This window comes from Bradyrhizobium sp. SZCCHNPS1003 (genome assembly GCF_032381555.1).
In the GTDB taxonomy this organism is placed as follows: Bacteria; Pseudomonadota; Alphaproteobacteria; order Rhizobiales; family Xanthobacteraceae; genus Bradyrhizobium.
Genome location: NZ_JAUHIU010000001.1, coordinates 106,586 through 125,678, shown reverse-complemented (window position 1 = coordinate 125,678; position 19,093 = coordinate 106,586). Strand labels below are relative to the sequence as shown.

Genomic DNA, 19,093 nt, shown 5'->3' with positions numbered 1-19,093 from the left:
GTACCCCGGAGAAACACGGATACGGAAAATTAAGGCGATACGCGTAGAGGGGGACGACGAGCTGGAGCGCGGTCTTCCGGAGATTCGCCGGACAGGCGATGGAATGAGGCCCGAACACCTCCCCGCAGACGCGGCGACGACAGGCCAGCGAAACGGAAAGGTTAATGATCTCATAAGGTCACGGACCTTCCTTCATCCAGTTTGCTCGCTGCCCTCGATCTCACGTCAGCTGTCATCCTCCCAAGCATTGAAACTTAAACCCCATTCTTGCCGCGGCCATTTTGCTGATGCGCCGTGCGCTGCGTGCGGTCTCCCGGTGTTCCAGGGCGGGCTCGGAAGAGGGATGATCTCGCGCGAAAAATCAGCGCCAGCATCGCGCCGCATCCCGTGCGATAATCGCCGCGCAAATCGTTGAGGTCGCCATGAAATCCGTCGTCATCACCGGCGCGTCCACCGGCATCGGCTTCGCCTGTTCGAAGCTCTTGCTCGCGCGTGGCTTCCACGTGTTCGGCAGCGTTCGCAAGCAGGCTGATGCAGACCGTCTGCGCAGCGAGCTCGGCGCCAACTTCACGCCGCTGCTGTTCGATGTGACCGACGAAGCGGCGGTGAAGGCGGCCGCCGGCGAGGTGCGAGCGGCGCTCAAGGGCGAGACGCTCGCCGGTCTGGTCAACAATGCCGGCATCGCCGTCGCGGGGCCGGTGACGGAGCTGCCGATCGAGCAGTTTCGCCATCAGATGGAAGTGAACGTCATCGGTCCGGTCATTGCGACCCAGGCGTTCGCGCCGCTGCTCGGCGCCGATCCTGCCATGAAGGGAGAGCGCGGCCGGATCGTGATGATCAGCTCGGTCGCGGGCCGCAACGGCAACCCGCTGATGGCGCCGTATTCGACCTCGAAGCATGCGGTCGAGGGGCTATCCGAGAGCCTGCGCCGCGAGCTGATGCTGTTCGGCATCGACGTCATCGTCATCGCGCCGGGGGCGGTGAAGACGCCGATCTGGGCCAAGGCCGAGGAGGTCGACCTGTCGGCGTACCAGGCCTCGCCGTTCTTCCCGGCGCTGCAGAAGATTCGTGGCTTCATGCTGCATCTCGGCAAGACCGGGCTGCCGGCCGAGACCATCGCCGCGCGGGTGGCCGACGCCTTGACCCTGCCGGCGCCCAGGGTGCGCTACGAGATCGCGCCCGATGCTATCAGGCAATGGATCGTGCGGGTGCTTCCGAAGCGGACCGTCGATCGCATCATTGCCAAGCGGCTCGGTCTGACGCCGGTGACCAGGGCCTGATGCCGGCGATGACGACCATCGGCAAGACCCAGGCGGAGCTGACCCGCCTGGTCGAGGAGGAGATTCGCGCGCAGCCGGGGTGCGAGACGGCACGCGTGCCGGCCGTTCATGCGCTCGACGTGCGCAGCGGCCGCAACTGGGAGATCCCGCATGTCGTTCTCGGCGACAGCCTGATCAGCGACGTCGACCGCGCCGTGATGAGCGTGCAGCGCCGGCTCGGGCGCGAGTTTCACCTGATCGATGATCCCGTCACGGAGCCAGCGTCGGAAGCCGCCGCGACGCCCCAGATCGACACCGACGACTCCTGACATTCCTTGCGCTGACGTGAGCCCTGCGGTCTCAGGTCAGCAGGCCCTGCCGCAGCGCCAGCCGTACCAGCTCGATGTCGCTGGCGACGCCGAGCTTGTCCTTGATCAGCGAGTGCAGGTTGGCAACCGTCTTCGGGCTGAGATGCAGCGCTGACGCGATCTCGTCGGTGGTCCGTTCGGCCAGCAGCATCTGCATCACCTCGAATTCGCGCGCGGACAGGACGTCGGCGGCCGCCCGCTCGCCGGACAGCCGGCTGAGCGCGAGCTCGTGATCGATGTCGGGGCTGATCGCGATGCGGCCGGCGAGCACGTCCATGACGGCGTGCACGAGCGTCTCCGGTGGGCTGCTCTTGGTGACATAGCCGCGGGCGCCGGCGCGGATCGCCTGCACCGCGAAGCCCGCATTCTCATGCATGGTGAAGACGAGGATGCGCGCGCTGCGATCCCATTGCCGGATGCGGCGGATGCCCTCGATGCCGCCGACGCCCGGCATGGTCAGGTCCATGATGACGAGATCGGGCCTGACTTCCTTGAACAGCCGGTAGGCTTCGGCACCATCGGCGGCTTCGGCGACCACGCGCAGCCCCGGCTGCTTCTGCAGCATCGACCTGTAGCCCTCGCGGACCACGGCATGGTCATCGACCAGCAGGATGGTGCCGGCGGGCGCCGTCATGCCGCGCATGCCGCTTGCGGCTGGGTAGGCGAGAGGTCGGGCAGGGCCGGCAGCGGAATCTCGACGCGGAGTCGCGCGCTACCGCCGGAGGTGGCCGCGAAGCTCATCTGGCCTCCCATGGAGGCGACGCGCTCGCGCATGCCGAGCAGGCCCATGCCCGGCTTGTCGGGAGCTTCACCTGCGGGACCGTCGTCTTCGACGGTGAGCACGGTCGCGCTCGCCGGCCCGTCCTGAAGCGTCAACTGCAGCCGCACGCGCGTCGCTCCGGCGTGCTTGACGGCATTGGTGAGCGCCTCCTGGGCGATGCGGTAGAGGTTGGTGGCAATGATGCCGGGCAGTCGGTCGATGCCGCCCGACAGGCTGATCTCGAAAACGGTGCGGCCGTGCTGCCGCCTGTTCCACCCGGCGACGAGGCCTTCGAGGCTGCCGGCGAGGCCGAGCTCGTCGACATCAGGTGGACGCAGCCGCATCAGCGCGCCGCGCAACTGGTCCATCATGTCGCTCGCGGTGCGCGCGATGCCGTCGCAATCGCCCACCAGAGCGGGGCAATCCTGCGCCGCGCTGTGACGGATCGATGCCGCGAGCGCCCGGATCGCCGCCAGCGACTGGCCGAATTCATCATGCAGCTCGCGCGCGAGGTGGCGGCGCTCGTCGTCCTCCAGGGCGATCAGGCGCCGGGTCAATTCGCTGCGCTGGGCCAGCGCTGTCTCCAGCCCCTCGGCGAGCTGGTTGAAGGCATCGCGGATCGCCGACAGCTCGGCAAGGTCGAACGGCGGCAGCCGTGCCGACAGATCATGGGCCGCGATCCGCTCCAGCCCGGCGCGGATCAGCCGGGTCGGGCGCAGCGCGCGGGCCAGCGCGGCGTAGGCCAGAATGCACAGCAGCGCCAGCGCCGTCCCGAGCACGGGCAGCAGCCGGCTGAGCTCGCGCCAGGCCTCCGCGGTCATGACGCCGGCATCGGCCCAGACGACGGCATCGCCGGTCGTTTCGCCGCGAAAGCTGACCGGCCGTGCCGCTTCCCGGCCTGGATCGAACAGCCGCCGATACAGCATCGCGAAGGCGCGGGGCGGATCGTCCGTCTGCGCCTCGGCGCCGCCGCAGATGCGCTGCACGATCGCGCCGTCGACGCCGCGATAGGCGATGCACAGGCCCGGTCGCATCGCGGCGGCAGCGACCGCATCGAGGTCGGGAAAGCCGGCCGGCGGGCTGTTGACCCAATGCATCTTGCTTTGCTGCAATTGCAGCGTCCTGGCCGTGATCTCGGCGATCCGCTCATTGCGCGCATGCACCGAGCGGTCGGTGTCGAACAGCACATAGGCGCAGATCGCCCCAAAGCAGAGCGCCGAGACCACCGAGATGCGCAGGGTCAGACGGTATTTGAGGTCGTAGCGGGTCCGCATCTTCGGCACGTCCATGGTAGCCCTGCCCGCCGGCATTTAACGGCAGAACCGCCTGGGCCAAAAGCGCTGCGGCCTGGTCGCCGTCACCGTCGTGAAAATTTCCCGTGCCGCGCCGGGACCGCGGCCGCTGCGGCCATAGCGCCGCTGCGTCTAGCTTTGGACCGCCAGACACCGCTGCAGGGGGATCCCATGTCGAACCGTCGCGTCGTCCGTTGTCTCGTTCTCGCGCTTGCTTTCGCGGCCGGCCCGGTCCGCGCCGCCTCCGGCGATGTCCCGGCTGTGCTGGTCGACGATTTCAGCTATCTCGACACGTCCGGCGAGCCGGTCGATCAGACCGCAGCGCATCAGCGGCGGCTGGATGCATTCATCGCCGCGCTCCGCAGCGACGTCGCCGCCGACGCGCGGCTGCGGCCGGTCAGCCCGTCCTGCGCGCCGTCCTGTCCCACCGATGCGTCCCCGGAGGCCCGGCTGCAGATGGCGGCCGCGGCCGGCGCAACCGTCGTGATCACCGGCGGAGTCCAGAAGCTCTCCACGCTGGTGCAGTGGGCGCGCGCCGCGGCCATCGACGTCGCCTCCCATCGGGTCGTCTTCGACAAGGTCTTCACCTTCCGCGGCGATAGCGACGAGGCCTGGCAGCGCGCTGCGATCTTCGTTTCGCGCCAGGTCCGTGACGCACTGGCGCCGCCGGAGCCGATCCGGCTGGCGCTGCTGCCGTTCGAGCTCGACGACACCAGCGCAGGCGCGGCGCTCGGCGAGACCGAATCCGACCAGAAGGGGCTGCAGGAGGCGACCGACGCGGTGCGGCAGCTGCTGGCGCAGTCCGGGCGCTATCGCCTGGTGGACGCGGCCGGCGAGATCAAGCCGGGGCAGCCCGTGCGTGAGTGCGACGATTGCGAGGCCCGGGCGGCCCGGGCCGTCGGCGCCCAGCAATCGCTGCTCGGCATCGTCCGGCGGATCGGCCGCACTGAATACATCATCGGCTTTCGTGTCCGCCAGGCCGACAGTGGCGCGCTCGTCGCCGCCGGTGACAGCGGATTGCGCCTCGGCGCCAATTATTCATGGAGCCGCGGCGCGGTGCGTCTGGTGCGCGAGCGGCTGCTCGAGACCGGCACCCAGAATTGAAAAAAGGGCGAGGATCGGTACGCGAGGACGGCAGTGATGCCACCTCTCGTCGTGGCGCGAGACGACACGCCGCCCTCCGTGTAAATCCGGGCTGTTGTGATTTGTGACGATTTCATTACGGTCGGATGACAGGATAGGCTTCCTTGATCTGTCGGCATGCGCCGGCGAAGGGCGCCTGCATTCGACCGCCTGATGTCACTGACCCCGAACGACCAACCGATCACCACGCTCGCCGCGGCGAGCGCAACACGCTCCGCGGCCGTCCGGCTGTCCGCCGTAGCCGCGCCGCATGTCGCGGCGCTGGCCCTGATGCTGCACACCGAGACCGATTTCGGCTCGCGGCTCGGCTTCGTGCTGGCCTGGGGCATCCTGAACTGCTTCTGGCTGGTGCTGCTGCGGCGGCCTGCGGTGTCCGGCGCGTTGGCGTTGACCATGGTCGTGGTGCTGGTGCTGCTGTCGCAGCTCAAGCACGCCGTGGTCCAGATGACGGCGAACTTCGTCGACGTGATGCTGATCGATCACGACAGCGCGGCGTTCCTGTTCACGATCTTCCCGAACCTGAAGCTGTCGGTGCTGGTGGCGGCCGCCGTCGTGCTGCCGCTGATGGGGCTGCTGTGGTGGGCGGATCCGTTCCGGATCGCGCGGCTGCCGGCGCTGGCCGGCAAGCTCGCCTGCCTTGCCGCGCTCACGCTGTATTCGCTCAACTGGCGCGACGAGACCTGGCGCGGCTATTATGACGACGGCTATCTGTCGAAATTCGCCCGCTCCGGCGTCACGGCGGTGTCGGACTTCCTCGCCAACGGCTTCATGGAATCCGACGCCACGGCTGATCGAAGTCTGGCTGCCTTCGTCCCGGATTCCTGTCATCCGGCCGGACGGCGCCCGAACATCGTGCTGATCCACGACGAATCCAGCTTCGACATCCGCTCGGCGCCAGGCATCAAGGTGCCGGATGGCTATGGCAGCCATTTCAAGTCGTTCGACGGCAAGGCGCGGCAGTTCATGGCCGAGAGCAATGGCGGACCGAGCTGGTTCACCGAGTACAACGTGCTTGCCGGCCTGTCGTCGCGCTCGTTCGGCCGCTTCGCCTATTTCGTGACCCGGATCGCGTCCGGCCGGGTCGAGCGCGGCCTGCCGCTGGCGCTGCGCAATTGCGGCTACGACACGGTGTCGCTCTATCCCGCGCAGGGCGCCTTCATGAGCGCGCGCAGCTTCCAGACCACGGTCGGCGTCGACCGCTTCCTCGACGCGCGCGATCTCGGCGCCAAGGGCGTCGAGCCCGACGGCTTCTTCTACGATGCCGCGCTCGATCTGATGCAGCACCGGCCGCGCGGAAAGCCGCTGTTCATGTTCGTCTATCTCGCCGCCAACCATTTCCCGTGGGAGACGACGTTCCGGCCCGACCTGACGCCATCCTGGCGAGCGCCCGGCAATCTGCCTTCGATCGATGAGTATCTGCGCCGCCAGGCGATGAGCGCGACGGACTATCAGCGCTTCCTCGCCAGCCTGAAGAAGCGCTTCGGCGACCAGCCGTTCCTGATCGTGCGCTACGGCGATCACCAGCCGGAGTTCTCGCCGCACATTCTCGATCCCAAGCTCGACGAGGCCGGCATCGGCGAGAAGCTCGAGAGCTATGATCCGCGCTATTATCGGACCTATTACGCCGTCGATGCCGTCAATTTCGAGCCGCGCCAGAGCGCGGTCGTGATGGATCGGATCGACGCCGCCTATCTGCCGCTGGTCACGCTCGAAGCCGCCGGCATTCCGCTCGATCCGTCCTTCGCCGAGCAGAAGGACATCATGCTCCGCTGCAAGGGCGTGTTCTACGCCTGCGGCGACGGCGCCGAGGCGCGCCGCTTCAACCGCATGCTGATCGACGCCGAGCTGATCCGGGGGCTGTGACCGGCCGACGCCAAGGTCGGCCGGGCAACGTGTTTGCAACGCCCGCTGCTACTCCGCCGCCGTGTCGGTGACGATGCCGCCGATGTTCTGCCAGTGGGCGCCGTCGAACTGGATCATCTGCAACTGCTTGTTGACGCGATAGTCGGTCGGCGAGGTCGTGATGCTGATGCCCGGCAGCAGCATGCCGAGCTCGACATGGTCGAGATGGGTGGCCTGCTTCAGCACGTTCTCCCGCGTCAGCTCGTCGCCGCACTGCTTCAGCACCTGGACCAGGAGCTCGGCGGTGATGTAGCCATAGACGTTGAAGTTCGAGCCCTTGTCGCCGTCGGGATAGTACTTCTCCATGAAGGCGAGATAGCGCTGCACGCCGGGGTCGTTCTTGAAGCCCTCCTCGAGCGGGTCCTTGACGTAGCCGACGCTGATCAGGCCCTTGGCATTCTCGAGCCCGGCGGGCTTCAGGGTGGCGCCGAGCGAATTGGCATTGATGTCGACGATGTGGACCGGCTTCCAGCCGAGCTCGGCGACCTTCTTGATGGCCTGCGCCGCCTGCTTCGGCGTCGAGGCGCTGAACAGCAGATCGGCGCCGGCGTCCTTCAGCTTCAGGATGTGAGAATCGATCGTCGGCTCGGTGATCTCGTACGACGATTCGGCCACGATCATCTTGGCGGCCTTGTCGCCCAGCCCGGCCTTCAGGCCGGCGAGATAGTCGCGGCCGAGATCGTCGTTCTGGTAGAGCACGCCGATCTTGGCGTCGGGATGGGTCTTGAGGATGTACTGGCCGTAGATGCGGCCTTCGACGACGTAGCTCGGATTGAAGCCCATCGTCCAAGGAAAGTTCTTGGGATCGGTGAAGCGCGAGGCGCCGGTGGCCGCGAACAGCTGCGGCACCTTCTTCGTGTTGAGATATTTCTGCACGGCGACGTTCGGCGCGGTGCCGATGATCTGGAATGTCAGCAGCACTTCGTCGCTCTCGACCAGCTTGCGCACCTGCTCGACCGTCTTCGGCGGCGAGTAGGCGTCGTCATACTGGATCAGGTTGATCTTGCGCCCGTTCACGCCGCCCTGGTCGTTGATCATCTTCATATAGGCGGCCTGCGCCTTGCCGATGGTGGCATAGGCCGACGCCGGGCCGCTCAGCGGCACGGTCTGCCCGACCTTGATCTCGCTGTCGCTGGCGCCGGTATCGTACTTCTTCTCGGCGGCAAGCGCCGGCGCGGTTGCCGCGAGCGACAGCAGAGCAAGCGCGGCCAGCGCGGTGGTCCCAATCCTCATCACATCCACTCCCTGAATATCTTTTGTGAAACTCACTCGGCCTTGATGGCGGCGTCGCGGATGACCGCGCTCCACTTCTTGGTTTCGTCGGCGATGAACTGGCCGAATGCTGCAGCGTCGCGCGGCTGCGGATCGAGCCCCTGGGCGAGCAGCTTCTGCTTCACCTCGGGTGCGGCGAGATCGGTGAGGATTTCGCGCGACAGCCGGTCGACGATGGGCTGCGGCGTCGCGCCCGGCGCCATGAAGCCGTACCAGCCCGACGCGACCACGTTCGGCAGGCCCTGCTCGCGCAGGGGCGGCGCCTGCGGATAGATCGCGCTGGGCTCGGTGGCGGCGACGCCGAGCACGCGGAACTGGCCGGCCTGGATGTAGGGCAGCGCGGTGCTGATCGCGGTCAGCGTCGCATCGACGCGGCCGGCGAGCAGCTCGGTGTAGGCCATCGAGTCGCCGCGGAAGGGAATGTTGAGGCCGGTCACCTTGGCGTCGCGGAACAGCAGCTCGGCGGCGAGATGCGGCTGCGAGCCGGCGCCCGGCGAGGCGAAGGTCAGGCCCTCGGGCTTGGACTTGCCGTAGGCGATCAGCTCGGCCAGCGTCTTGAACGGCGCGTTGGCGCTGATCATCAGGAAGATCGGCGCAACGACGGTGCCGGCCACGGGGCGCAGGTCCTTCACCGGATCGTAGGTCAGCTTGCCGAACAGCGCTTCGGCGGTGACGTAGGGCGCGGCGGCGTAGAGCAGGGTGTAGCCGTCGGGTGCGGCGCGGGCGACGAGGTCGTTGGCGATGCGGCTGCCGGCGCCGGGCTTGTTCTCGATGATGAACTGCTGGCCGAGGTGATGTTCGAACTCCGCCGCCAGAAGGCGCAGCGAGATGTCGCTGGCGCCGCCGGCGCCATAGGGACAGATCAGCCGCACCATGCGGGTCGGCCAATCGCCCTCGGCTCGTGCACGATGGCCGTAGCCCAGCGCCAGCGCGGCCCCTGCACCGAGCAGGCCGCGGCGCGTCATCGTCGGTTGTCTCATCGCGCGTCTCCCTGTCTGCTGCATCCCTTGTCCGGGCTGCTCCGACGCGTTCTTCGCCGCGCCTTGTCGTCTTTGCTCGCGCCGCGTCAGATCACCTTCCTGCGGGCGAGATCGTCCATCTCCTGGTCTGATAGTCCGAGCCAGCCCTGGTAGATCTCGCGGTTGTCCTGGCCGACGTCGCCGGCGGCATGGCGCAGCGTGGCGGGATCGTTGCCAAAGCGCGGCACGACGTTCGACATCGCCACCGAGCCGAAATCGCGGTCGGGCACGCGCGTGATCATCTCGCGCGCGATCGCCTGCGGATCAGTCGCGATCTGGTCGATCGCGTAGATCGGTGCGATCGTTCCCTTGGCCTCGGTGAAGCGGGCGACGACATCATCCAGGTCATGCGCGGCGCACCAGGCGGCGAAGATCGCGTTGAGTTCGGCCGCATGCTTCACCCGCGAGGCATTGTTCGCGAAGCGCGGATCGTCGATCAGGTCGGGACGATCGATCGCGCGACAATTGGCGGCGTAGAGCGCGTTGGTCGAGCCGGCGAGCGTCACCCAGCGATCGTCGCGGGTGCGATAGACCGCGGCCGGCGCCGAGTAGCCGTTGGCATTGCCGATCCGGCTGCGGCTGAAGCCGAGCTGATCGTGCTCGACCGGCAGCACGTCGAGCAGCCGGAACACGGCCTCCGTCAGCGCCAGGTCGATCTCCTCGCCCGGCGCCTCGGGATCAACAGCCCGCTTCCACAACGCTGCCAGCACGCCGAGTGCGCCGAACGCGCCGCCGATGGCATCGCCGATCGGATAGCCCGGATGGGTCGGCTCGCCCTCGGCCTCGCCGGTGATGTAGGTGAGCCCGCCCATCGCCTCGAAGATGCGGGCAAAGCCCGGACGGTCGCGGTACGGCCCGTCCTGGCCGAACGCGGTGGCGCGCAGGATGACGAGGCGCGGCTGGATCGACCACAGCACCTCTTTCGTCAGGCCCCAGCGGTCGAGCGTGCCGGGGCGGAAGTTCTCCATCAGGACGTCGAAGCGCGGCAGCAGCCGCTTGAACAGCGCGAGCCCCTCCGGCGTGCGCAGGTCGAGCGTCGCGAGGCTCTTGTTGCGGTTGGCGGTCTTCCACCACAGCGGCTTGCCGTCCTTGAACGGCGGAAAGGTGCGGACAGCGTCGCCATCGCCCGGCATCTCGATCTTCAGAACCTCGGCGCCGTAGTCGGCGAGCAGCGTCGCCGCGAACGGTGCAGCGATGATCGTCGCGATGTCCAGAACGCGCAAACCCTGGAGTGGCCCGGCCATGTCGTGATGCACCTGTCTCAGCCGGCTTCGGCCGCAAGCGCCGGCTCCGGCGCGCGCCTGATGATCTCGGGCTCGGCTTCGTTGATGAGCGCCCGGATGCTGGCGGCGAGCGCCGTGATGCGCGGACCGATCTCGGCCTCGAGCTGACCCGGCTGCAGCCGGAAAGCGGGAATGCCGCAATTGATCGCGAAGGCGCGGCCGGAGCTGTTCGCGTAATGCAGCGGCGCAGCGACGGCGTGAATCGCGGGCATGTATTCGCCGACACAGGTGCAGAAGCCGCGCTCGGCACATTGCGTGATGCCGTCGAAATAGAGCGTGCGGAAGCTGGCCCATTGCTTGGCATCGTCGGCGGCGAGCTGCGCGTCGAAGCGCGCGGCTTCGGCTGGAGGCAGGATCGCGGCCGCCGCGCGTCCCATCGCGGTCGCGACCACGGTGATCGGCATGCCGATGTCGGGAACGTGCGGCCCGACATCGCCGGAGCGCGCCGTCTCGACATACACCACGGCGTTGCCGTCGAGCAGGCCGATCGAGACGGTGCCGCGCACGCTGGCGGCAAAATCCTGCATCAACGGTCGTGCGAGCTGCCGGAACGGCATGTCGGCGAGCAGCGGATGCGCCATCCGCAGCGCGCGGACACCAAGGCGATATTTCGCGAGGTCCTGATCGAAGGAGAGATAGCCGAGCTCGGTGAGCGTGTGGGTCAGCCGGGCGACCGTAGGCCGCGGAATTCCGGTGCGCACCGATATGTCCATGTTTCCGAGCACGGGAGATTCCGTCCCGAACGCCTCCAGCACGATGAGGCCCTTGGCCAGCGTGGTGGCAAAGGCGGCGTCGCCGGCGCTGTCGGCCAGCATCGTTTCGAGGGCGCGATTGCGGACGGCGAGGGCGGATCGTGGAGGTGCGGGCATGCGGCGGAGAATGATCCAGGAATTTTGGAGAGTCCATATATTTGTAGATATAATGATTGTACGTCCACTATGTGGACAAATGTCGGACGTGCGGTGGCCACGCGCGATGCTCGCCCGATCGTGGCTTGTGACGCGGGTGGAGGCCCGCTACCGGTGCCGCCTCAACGTCCGGGAGGCCAATCGATGTCGACATCAGTCAAGCAGATGCTGGAAGCCGCCAACGCCGCGGTTCCGAAGATCACGCCGGCCGAGGCGCAGGCCATAATCGCCAAGGGCAACACCCTCATCGTCGACGTGCGCGATGCGCCGGAGGTCGAGAAGAGCGGCAAGATTGCCGGCGCCGTGCACGTTTCGCGCGGCATGCTCGAATTCCGCGCCGATCCGGACTCGCCCTATCACGACAAGAATTTCGCCAAGGACAAGAGCGTGATCCTGTATTGCGCCTCGGGCGGCCGCTCGGCGCTGTCGGGCAAGACGCTGAAGGATCTCGGCTACGACAAGGTGTTCAACGTCGGCGCGTTCAAGGACTGGGCCGAGAATGGCGGCGGGGTGGAGAAGCCGATCGAGCCGGGGATGTGAGCGTGCCCAGCTGATTGGTGCGGCGGTCGCAGCGCCAACCACCGCCGTCATTGCGAGCGAAGCGAAGCAATCCAGGGCTCCGCAAGGACTCTGGATTGCTTCGGCGCTACGCGCCTCGCAATGACGTGCTGCGAAGGCAGGGCTTACTTCGCGATCTTGCTCCACAGCCAGCGCGCCACCGCCTGCGGCGAGGACTGTGCATCACTACCGGAAGCGCGCAGATTGGCCTGCTGCATGGTCGCGATGTCGATGCGGCCGAGCAGCGGCCGTAACGCATCCTGCAATGCGTGGTCCTCGGCGCGCTTCGGCGACAGCAGCAGGATCGCGTCGTAAGGCGGGATCGCCTGCTTGGGATCGTCGAGCACGACGAGGTCGTGTTTCGCGATCAGCCCGTCGCTGGTGTAGCCGGCGATGACGTCGACCTCGCCGGACGCGACTGCCGCATACATGAAGTCCGGCTGCATCTGGCGCTGGGCGCGGAAGGCGAGACCATAGGCGTCGCGCAGGGCCGCCCATTCCGGGCGCGAGAAGAACTCGTAGTCGCCGGCGATCGACATCTCGGAGGCATGGCGCGCGAGGTCGGCGATCGAGCGAATGCCGAGGGCTTCCGCCTTCTTGCGCGGCATCACCAGCGCATAGGCGTTCTCGAAGCCGAGCTCGCCGAGCAGGGTGACCTTGTCCTTGGCGAGATCCTGCTTCAACGCACCGAGCAGTGCGACGCGCGGCAGCTGCTCCGTGTGGTGGAACTGGTTCGCCCACAGCGTGCCGGAGTACTCGACATAGAGATCGATGTCGCCGCTCTTGAGCGCACCATAGATGACGCTGGAGCCGAGGCCGGCGCGGGATGTGGCCGTGAGGCCTGCCGCCCGCAGCCGCTCGCCGAGCAGCGCCGACAGCACATATTGTTCGGTGAAGGTCTTGGCGCCGATCACGTAGCGCGCGGACGTGCCGGCGAGCGAGGGCAGCAGGCTGGCGCCGACCATCAGCGCGATCGTCGCGGTGCCGAGGCCCACGCGGGCGCGGCTGCGCGTGCGCAAGCCATGCTCGATCAGCGCTAGCAACTGATCGACCGCAAGCGCCAGCACCGCGGCGGCGACGCAGCCGAACACGACCAGCACCCAGTTCTGGGTCTGCAATCCGGCAAAGATGTAGTTGCCGAGCGAGGTCTGGCCGATCGGCGTCGACAAGGTCGCGGTGCCGATCACCCACACCGCCGCGGTGCGGATGCCGGCCATGATGACCGGCAGCGCCAGCGGCAGCTCCACCATCGTCAGCGCCTGGCGCTCGGTCATGCCGACGCCCTTGGCGGCCTCGATCAGGCTGGCGTCGACGCCGTTCAGCCCGGTGATGGTGTTGCGCAGCACGGGCAGCATCGAATACAGCGCCAGCGCCAGCATGGCCGGCAGGAAGCCGAAGGCCGAGAACGACAGGCCGAACCAGCGCAAGCTCAGTGCCGCCAGCGCCAGCAGCAGCGGATAGAACAGCGCCAGCAGCGCCAGTCCCGGCACCGTCTGCACCACGCTGGCGACGCCGAGCAGCAGATTGCGCAGGGCAGGGCGATTGCGCGCGACGAGCGCGAGCGGGAAGCTGATGGCGAGGCCGAGCGCGAGCGCCGCGATGCTGACGCGCAGATGGCTGCCGAGATAGTCGGCGAGATGCGACAGCGCCTCGGCGAAGCGTGGATCCGACAGGATGCTCATGCCGCCCCGCTGTCGGGCAGCAGCGCCACCAGCCGCGCCGCCTGCCGGCGCGGCGTCGTCATCAGCTCCGTCACGTAGGGTTCGCGGCTGGCCGCGAGCTCGGCCGGCGTGCCGACCTCGACGAGGCGTCCGCCGCGCATCACCGCGATGCGGTCGGCGAGCAGCAGCGCCTCGGTGATGTCATGCGTGATCATGATCGTGGTCAGCGCGAGCTTGTCGTGCAGCGCGCGATAGTCGCCGCCGAGCGCATCGCGCGTCAGCGGATCGAGCGCGCCGAACGGCTCGTCCATCAGCACGATGCGCGGCCGCGCCGCGAGCGCGCGGGCGACGCCGACACGCTGGCGCTGGCCGCCGGATAGCGCGTGCGGCAGCCGGTCGCGATGCGCCTTGCGGTCGAGCTGGACGAGGTCGAGCAGCTCGTCGACGCGCGTGGCGATCTCGGCCGGCGGGGTCCCCAGCAGCCTGGGGGTGATGCCGATATTGGCGGCAACCGTCATGTGCGGAAACAGCGCCCCGTTCTGGAACACATTGCCAACCCGGCGACGCAGGCTGACAGGATCGAGGCCGGCGATATCCTCGCCGGCAATCCGGATCGTGCCGCCGTCCAGCTCGATCAGGCGGTTGGTCAGCCGCAGCAGCGTGGTCTTGCCCGAGCCGGAGCCGCCCACGATTGCCAGGAACTCACCCTCGGCGATCTCCAGCGATACGCCGTCGACCGCGGTCACGGCGCCTGCCGCGCCGGGGAAACTCTTGCGGACATTGGCATAGACGATGAACGGCGTGCGCTGCATGCGGCCTTGTGGAGCGGTTGGCCTTGGCTCAGGCCGAACACCTAGCACGTCCGGCCGCCGCGTTGAACTTCGCCCCGCAAGCGGCTAAGCCGTCCCGGCCATTCTCGGGGGAGGAACTTGGACGTGACGATGCCCACGGCCGCCGCGGTCGCGCTGGAGCGAACGACGGTGGCATTCCGTCTCGCCGGCGGACGCACCTACACCGCCGTCGAGACGGCGGATCTCAGCGTCGCCGACGGCGAGTTCGTCGCCATCGTCGGGCCGACCGGCTGCGGCAAATCCACCCTTCTCAACGTGGCGGCGGGCCTGCTGAAGCCGGCGGCCGGCAGCGTGCGGATCTTCGGCCAGCCGCTGGCCGGCCTCAATCGCGACGCCGGCTACCTGTTCCAGGCCGATGCGCTGTTCCCATGGAAGACCGCGCTGGAGAACGTCGCGATCGGGCTGGAGGTCGCGGGCACAGCATCGAAGGATGCGGCCGCCAAGGCGCAGCAATGGCTGACCTCGGTCGGCCTTGGCGCATTCGGCAACCGCTATCCGCACATGCTGTCGGGCGGCCAGCGCAAGCGCGTCGGCCTTGCCCAGGTGCTGATCCGCAATCCGCGCATCATCCTGATGGATGAGCCGTTCGGGCCGCTGGACGCGCAGACGCGGCAGATCATGGGCAATTTGCTGCTCGATCTCTGGAATGCCGACCGCAAGGCGGTGCTGTTCGTGACCCATGACCTGGAGGAGGCGATCGCGCTCGCCGACCGCGTCGTCATCATGTCGGCCGGCCCCGCCTCGCGCATCATCGGCGACTGGCGCGTCACGCTGCCGCGCCCGCGCGACATCTTCGAGGTGCGCATGAAGCACGAGTTCCACGAGCTGCACCGCGAGATCTGGCAGACGCTGAAGGCCGAGGTCGAGAAGACCTACAAGCAGGCGGAGGCAGTGTGACGGGGCGTTTGCAGGGCTTGAGTTGTCGCGCGCTTCCTTCTCGGCCACGGCGGTGCGCTCCCTCCCCCCTTGCGGGGGAGGGTTGGGGTGGGGGGTACCCAGCAAAGATTGGTGCTCGTGGCACCCCCACCCCCAACCCCTCCCCGCAAGGGGGAGGGGAGCAGAGCGGCGTGAGAGGCTTCACCTTCGTACCCACCACACCGCATGGAGCAGCGTGATGTCGCGTCTCGGTCTGCTCGCGCTGCAATTGCTCGTCGCGATCATCGCGATTGCGCTGTGGCAACTGCTCGCCACCGTGCCCGTGTTTGGACGCATCTGGCTTCCGCCATTCTTCTTCTCCAACCCGGTCGACGTGTTCGCGCAGGTCGTCAAATGGTTCGCCACCGGCGCGATCTGGAAGCACCTCGCGATCACGCTGTGGGAGTCGATCCTGGCGTTCGCGATCGGCTCGCTCGGCGGCGTGCTGGTCGGCTTCTGGTTCGCGCGCAAGCCGCTGGTGGCCGCGGTGTTCGACCCCTACGTCAAGATGGCCAACGCGCTGCCGCGTGTCGTGTTGGCGCCGATCTTCACGCTGTGGCTCGGCCTCGGCATCTGGTCCAAGGTCGCGCTCGGCGTGACGCTGGTGTTCTTCATCGTGTTCTTCAACGTCTATCAGGGCGTCAAGGAGGTCTCGACCGTCGTGCGCGACAATGCCCGCATGCTCGGCATGAGCGAGCGGCAGCTGATGCGCCATGTCTATTGGCCGTCGGCGCTGTCCTGGATGTTCTCCTCGCTGCACACGTCGGTGGGCTTCGCCGTCGTCGGCGCGGTGGTCGGCGAATATCTCGGCTCCGCGGCCGGCCTCGGCTATCTGATCCAGCAGGCCGAAGGCATCTTCGACGTCGCCGGCGTATTTGCCGGCATGTTCGTGCTGTCGGCGTTCGTCATCCTGATCGACATCTGTGTCACGCTGGTGGAGCGTCGGCTCCTGGTGTGGCGCCCGGATGCGGCGGATGGACGGTGAGTGCCGCGGTGCTTCCACGCCCACCGCTGTCGTCCCCGCGAATGCGGGGACCCATAACCACAGGACGTCGTTTGTGGCATGCGCGATGACCAGTCTTCTCCAACCGCGACATCACGCGGTATGGGTCCCGGCGTTCGCCGGGACGATAGCGGCAATTCGGGGCGGCCTTCTCATTCACAGCACACAAGCCTAATCTGACCAACAACATGAACGGAGGAAACACATGAACAAGATGTTGGGCCAGGTCACCGGCGCGCTGCTGGCGCTGACGCTAAGCACCGGTCTCGCCAGCGCCGCCACCAAGGTCACGATCGCAATCGGGGGCGGCGCCTGCCTGTGCTATCTGCCGACCGTGCTGGCCAAGCAGCTCGGCGAATATGAGAAGGCCGGGCTCGAGGTCGAGCTGGTCGACCTCAAGGGCGGCTCGGATGCGCTGAAGGCGGTGCTTGGCGGCAGCGCCGACGTCGTCTCCGGCTATTTCGACCATTGCGTCAATCTCGCCGCCAAGAAGCAGGAGATGCAGTCCTTCGTGGTCTATGACCGCTATCCCGGGCTCGTGCTCGTCGTGGCGCCGTCGCACAACAAGGAGATCAGCTCGGTCAAGGATCTCGCCGGCAAGAAGGTCGGCGTCAGCGCGCCGGGCTCCTCGACCGACTTCTTCCTGAAATACATGCTGAAGAAGAACGGCCTCGATCCGTCGGGCACGGCCGTGATCGGCGTCGGTCTCGGCGCGACCGCCGTGGCCGCGATGGAGCAGGGCCAGATCGATGCGGCCGTGATGCTCGATCCCTCGGTCACCGTGCTGCAGGGCAAGCATCCGGATCTCAAGATCCTCAGCGATACCCGTACCCAGCACGATACGCTGGAGGTGTTCGGCGGTGAATATCCCGGCGGCGCGCTGTACTCGACGGCGGCCTGGATTGCCGGCCATGACAAGGAGACGCAGGCGCTGACCAACGCCATCGTGGCGACGCTGGGCTGGATCCATTCGCATACGCCGGAGGAGATCATGGCGAAGATGCCGGAGGAGCTGGTCGGCAAGGACAAGGCGCTCTATCTCGCGGCGCTGAAGAACACCATCCCGATGTACTCGCAGACCGGCAAGATGGACCCGAAGGGCGCCGACGCCGTGCTCGCGGTGTTCAGCACCGGCTCGCCCGACGTCGCCAAGGCCAATGTCGACGTCAGCAAGACCTTCACCAACAAGTTCGTCGAACAGGCGAAGGGCACGAAGTAGGGGGATGACCGAGGTCGTCATCCACCGCGTCACCGCGCTCGACCTCAAGGTCGAGCCGTGGGAGTGGCCGTTCGCGAAACAGCGCCGCGACGACATCGCGGCGCATTTCGCCGAATGCCGGCGCGCCAAGCCGGGCCTATGGAACGGTCGCGTGCTGCTAGGGCGCAACCCGCGCTTCGCGGACGGCCTGTTCGAAGCGAGCTATTTCGAGACCGATTTCGCCAGCCTGCTGGCGTGGCGCGACTGGGGCTTTCCGGATCGCTCCGCCTTCAACGGCTTCGGCATGGGCGCGCTGCGTGCCGCCGACGGCGCCTTCGTGCTCGGCGAGATGGGCGTGCATACCGCCAATGCCGGCCGGCTGTATTTTCCCGCCGGCACGCCGGATCTCGCCGACGTCAACAACGGCGTGCTCGATCTCGCCGCCAACGTCGCGCGGGAGGTCGAGGAGGAGACCGGGCTCGCGCCATCGGACTATCAGGCCGCGGCGCATTGGGACTGTGTCGTGACCGGCGCGTCGATCGCGCTGATGCGCGTGCTCGACGCCTCCGACATGGGCGAGGCTCTGCAGCGCCGCATCGAGGCCAATCTCGCGGCCCAGGACGAGCCGGAACTCTGCTCGATCCGGCTGGTTCGAAGCAGGAGCGATCTGACTGCGGCGATGCCGCGCTTCGTGACCGCCTTCCTCGAAACGCAATTCAGCCCCGGAGAGCCGTCCTCATGAGCAAGAAACCGCGCACGCTGGCCGATGAGCTCGATGGTTTCATCTCGCCGTTCCGGATCGATGGCGGGCACAGATTTCACCTCAAATCGCACAAGACCAAGGTCAAGGGCGGTCTCGACAAGGAGCAGGGCGAGGCGATCATCGAGCAGAACCGCCAGCGCCTCTCCGATTTCCAGGAGAAGCTGTACGCGCAGGACCGCTGGTCGGTGCTGGTGCTGCTGCAGGGCATGGATGCCTCGGGCAAGGACAGCGCCATCAAGAGCATCTTCGAGGGCGTCAATCCGCAGGGCTGCGAGGTCACCTCGTTCAAGCAGCCGACCTCGAAGGAGCTCGATCACGATTTCATGTGGCGCAGCGCCATCGCGCTCCCCGAGCGCGGCCGCATCGGCATCTTCAACCGTTCCTACTACGAGGAATGCCTGGTCACGCGCGTGCATCCGGAGATCCTCAAGGCCGAGAAGCTGCCGCCGAGGCTCGTCACCAAGAACATCTGGCGCGAGCGCTTCGAGGACATCTCCGCTTTCGAGCGTTACTTGTCGCGCAACGGCACCGTGATCCTGAAGTTCTTCTTCAACATCTCCAAGGAGGAGCAGCGCGCGCGCTTTCTCGACCGGCTGGAGGAGCCGGCGAAGAACTGGAAGTTCTCGATGGGGGACATCACCGAGCGCGCCAAGTGGCCCCGCTACCAGGCGGTCTATCAGGACATCGTGCGCCACACCTCGACGCCCTATGCGCCGTGGCACGTCGTTCCGGCCGACCACAAATGGTTCGCCCGTGTCGTCATCGGCTCGACCATCGTCGCCGCGCTGGAAAGCCTGGATCTGCATTTTCCGCGCGTCGATGCCGCCTCGCGCGAGGAGTTCAAGGCGGTGCGGAAGGCGCTGGAGAGCGAAGGCAAGGGCGGCAAGAAGGGCGGCGGCTGAGACGCGAAGCCAAAGCCGCAATCACCCGGCATTGCC

18 protein-coding genes are annotated in these 19,093 nt (G+C 67.2%); 10 read left to right on the top strand and 8 right to left on the bottom strand.

Annotated features, from left to right (window positions below):
• The first annotated feature begins 422 nt into the window (after positions 1-422).
• Both QX126_RS00595 and QX126_RS00590 read left to right on the top strand, forming a co-directional pair.
• On the top strand, positions 423-1,280 hold the full coding sequence (locus QX126_RS00595; RefSeq protein WP_315778676.1) for an SDR family oxidoreductase: 858 nt from the start codon (positions 423-425) through the stop codon (positions 1,278-1,280).
• Positions 1,280-1,588, top strand: a complete 309-nt coding sequence (locus QX126_RS00590) for a hypothetical protein (protein WP_315778674.1) — start codon at positions 1,280-1,282, stop codon at positions 1,586-1,588. The genes QX126_RS00595 and QX126_RS00590 overlap by 1 nt, the downstream gene beginning before the upstream one ends.
• 31 nt (positions 1,589-1,619) lie before the next feature.
• Here QX126_RS00590 and QX126_RS00585 read toward each other — a convergent pair whose 3' ends face one another.
• Positions 1,620-2,261: a response regulator transcription factor gene (locus tag QX126_RS00585; protein WP_315778672.1), complete on the bottom strand. Its 642-nt coding sequence runs from the start codon at positions 2,259-2,261 to the stop codon at positions 1,620-1,622.
• A complete protein-coding gene (locus tag QX126_RS00580; protein WP_315778670.1) occupies positions 2,258-3,676 on the bottom strand; it encodes a sensor histidine kinase in 1,419 nt (472 codons plus the stop codon). Before QX126_RS00580 ends, QX126_RS00585 begins: the two co-directional genes overlap by 4 nt.
• A gap of 174 nt (positions 3,677-3,850) precedes the next feature.
• Here QX126_RS00580 and QX126_RS00575 point away from each other — a divergent pair, with 174 nt between their 5' ends.
• Together QX126_RS00575 and QX126_RS00570 are read left to right on the top strand one after the other, a co-directional pair.
• Positions 3,851-4,783 (top strand): DUF2380 domain-containing protein, encoded by a 933-nt coding sequence (locus QX126_RS00575; RefSeq protein WP_315756353.1) that lies wholly within the window; start codon positions 3,851-3,853, stop codon positions 4,781-4,783.
• Positions 4,784-4,975: 192 nt separating this feature from the next.
• Entirely contained in the window at positions 4,976-6,685 is a 1,710-nt protein-coding gene (locus QX126_RS00570) for a sulfatase-like hydrolase/transferase (protein WP_315778669.1), read from the top strand.
• Positions 6,686-6,733: 48 nt separating this feature from the next.
• Here QX126_RS00570 and QX126_RS00565 read toward each other — a convergent pair whose 3' ends face one another.
• From QX126_RS00565 to QX126_RS00550, 4 genes are all read right to left on the bottom strand, one after another.
• Positions 6,734-7,957, bottom strand: coding sequence for an ABC transporter substrate-binding protein (locus tag QX126_RS00565; protein ID WP_315778668.1), 1,224 nt, complete (start codon positions 7,955-7,957; stop codon positions 6,734-6,736).
• 32 nt (positions 7,958-7,989) lie between these two features.
• Positions 7,990-8,976 carry a tripartite tricarboxylate transporter substrate binding protein gene (locus tag QX126_RS00560; protein ID WP_315778666.1) on the bottom strand — a complete coding sequence of 329 codons (987 nt, stop codon included), beginning with the start codon at positions 8,974-8,976 and terminating at the stop codon, positions 7,990-7,992.
• 86 nt (positions 8,977-9,062) lie between these two features.
• Entirely contained in the window at positions 9,063-10,259 is a 1,197-nt protein-coding gene (locus tag QX126_RS00555; protein ID WP_315778664.1) for a CoA transferase, read from the bottom strand.
• Between the two features lie 17 nt (positions 10,260-10,276).
• Positions 10,277-11,167, bottom strand: coding sequence for an IclR family transcriptional regulator (locus QX126_RS00550; protein WP_315778662.1), 891 nt, complete (start codon positions 11,165-11,167; stop codon positions 10,277-10,279).
• Between the two features lie 183 nt (positions 11,168-11,350).
• On the opposite strand from QX126_RS00550, the gene QX126_RS00545 reads away from it, so the two are divergent.
• Entirely contained in the window at positions 11,351-11,746 is a 396-nt protein-coding gene (locus QX126_RS00545; RefSeq protein ID WP_315778661.1) for a rhodanese-like domain-containing protein, read from the top strand.
• A gap of 143 nt (positions 11,747-11,889) precedes the next feature.
• Here QX126_RS00545 and QX126_RS00540 read toward each other — a convergent pair whose 3' ends face one another.
• Entirely contained in the window at positions 11,890-13,446 is a 1,557-nt protein-coding gene (locus QX126_RS00540; protein WP_315778660.1) for a glycine betaine ABC transporter substrate-binding protein, read from the bottom strand.
• Entirely contained in the window at positions 13,443-14,237 is a 795-nt protein-coding gene (locus tag QX126_RS00535) for an ATP-binding cassette domain-containing protein (protein ID WP_315771665.1), read from the bottom strand. Before QX126_RS00535 ends, QX126_RS00540 begins: the two co-directional genes overlap by 4 nt.
• A 129-nt stretch (positions 14,238-14,366) precedes the next feature.
• Between QX126_RS00535 and QX126_RS00530 the strand changes: the two genes are divergently transcribed.
• The 5 genes from QX126_RS00530 to QX126_RS00510 all read left to right on the top strand — a co-directional run bounded on the left by QX126_RS00530 (position 14,367) and on the right by QX126_RS00510 (position 19,057).
• Positions 14,367-15,173 carry an ABC transporter ATP-binding protein gene (locus tag QX126_RS00530; protein WP_315737078.1) on the top strand — a complete coding sequence of 269 codons (807 nt, stop codon included), beginning with the start codon at positions 14,367-14,369 and terminating at the stop codon, positions 15,171-15,173.
• A 217-nt stretch (positions 15,174-15,390) separates the two neighbouring features.
• Positions 15,391-16,176, top strand: coding sequence for an ABC transporter permease (locus tag QX126_RS00525; RefSeq protein ID WP_315756344.1), 786 nt, complete (start codon positions 15,391-15,393; stop codon positions 16,174-16,176).
• Positions 16,177-16,399: 223 nt separating this feature from the next.
• A complete protein-coding gene (locus QX126_RS00520; protein WP_315778658.1) occupies positions 16,400-17,413 on the top strand; it encodes an ABC transporter substrate-binding protein in 1,014 nt (337 codons plus the stop codon).
• A gap of 4 nt (positions 17,414-17,417) precedes the next feature.
• On the top strand, positions 17,418-18,134 hold the full coding sequence (locus QX126_RS00515; RefSeq protein WP_315771662.1) for an NUDIX hydrolase: 717 nt from the start codon (positions 17,418-17,420) through the stop codon (positions 18,132-18,134).
• Entirely contained in the window at positions 18,131-19,057 is a 927-nt protein-coding gene (locus QX126_RS00510; RefSeq protein ID WP_315736918.1) for a polyphosphate kinase 2 family protein, read from the top strand. The genes QX126_RS00515 and QX126_RS00510 overlap by 4 nt, the downstream gene beginning before the upstream one ends.
• Positions 19,058-19,093: the final 36 nt, after the last annotated feature.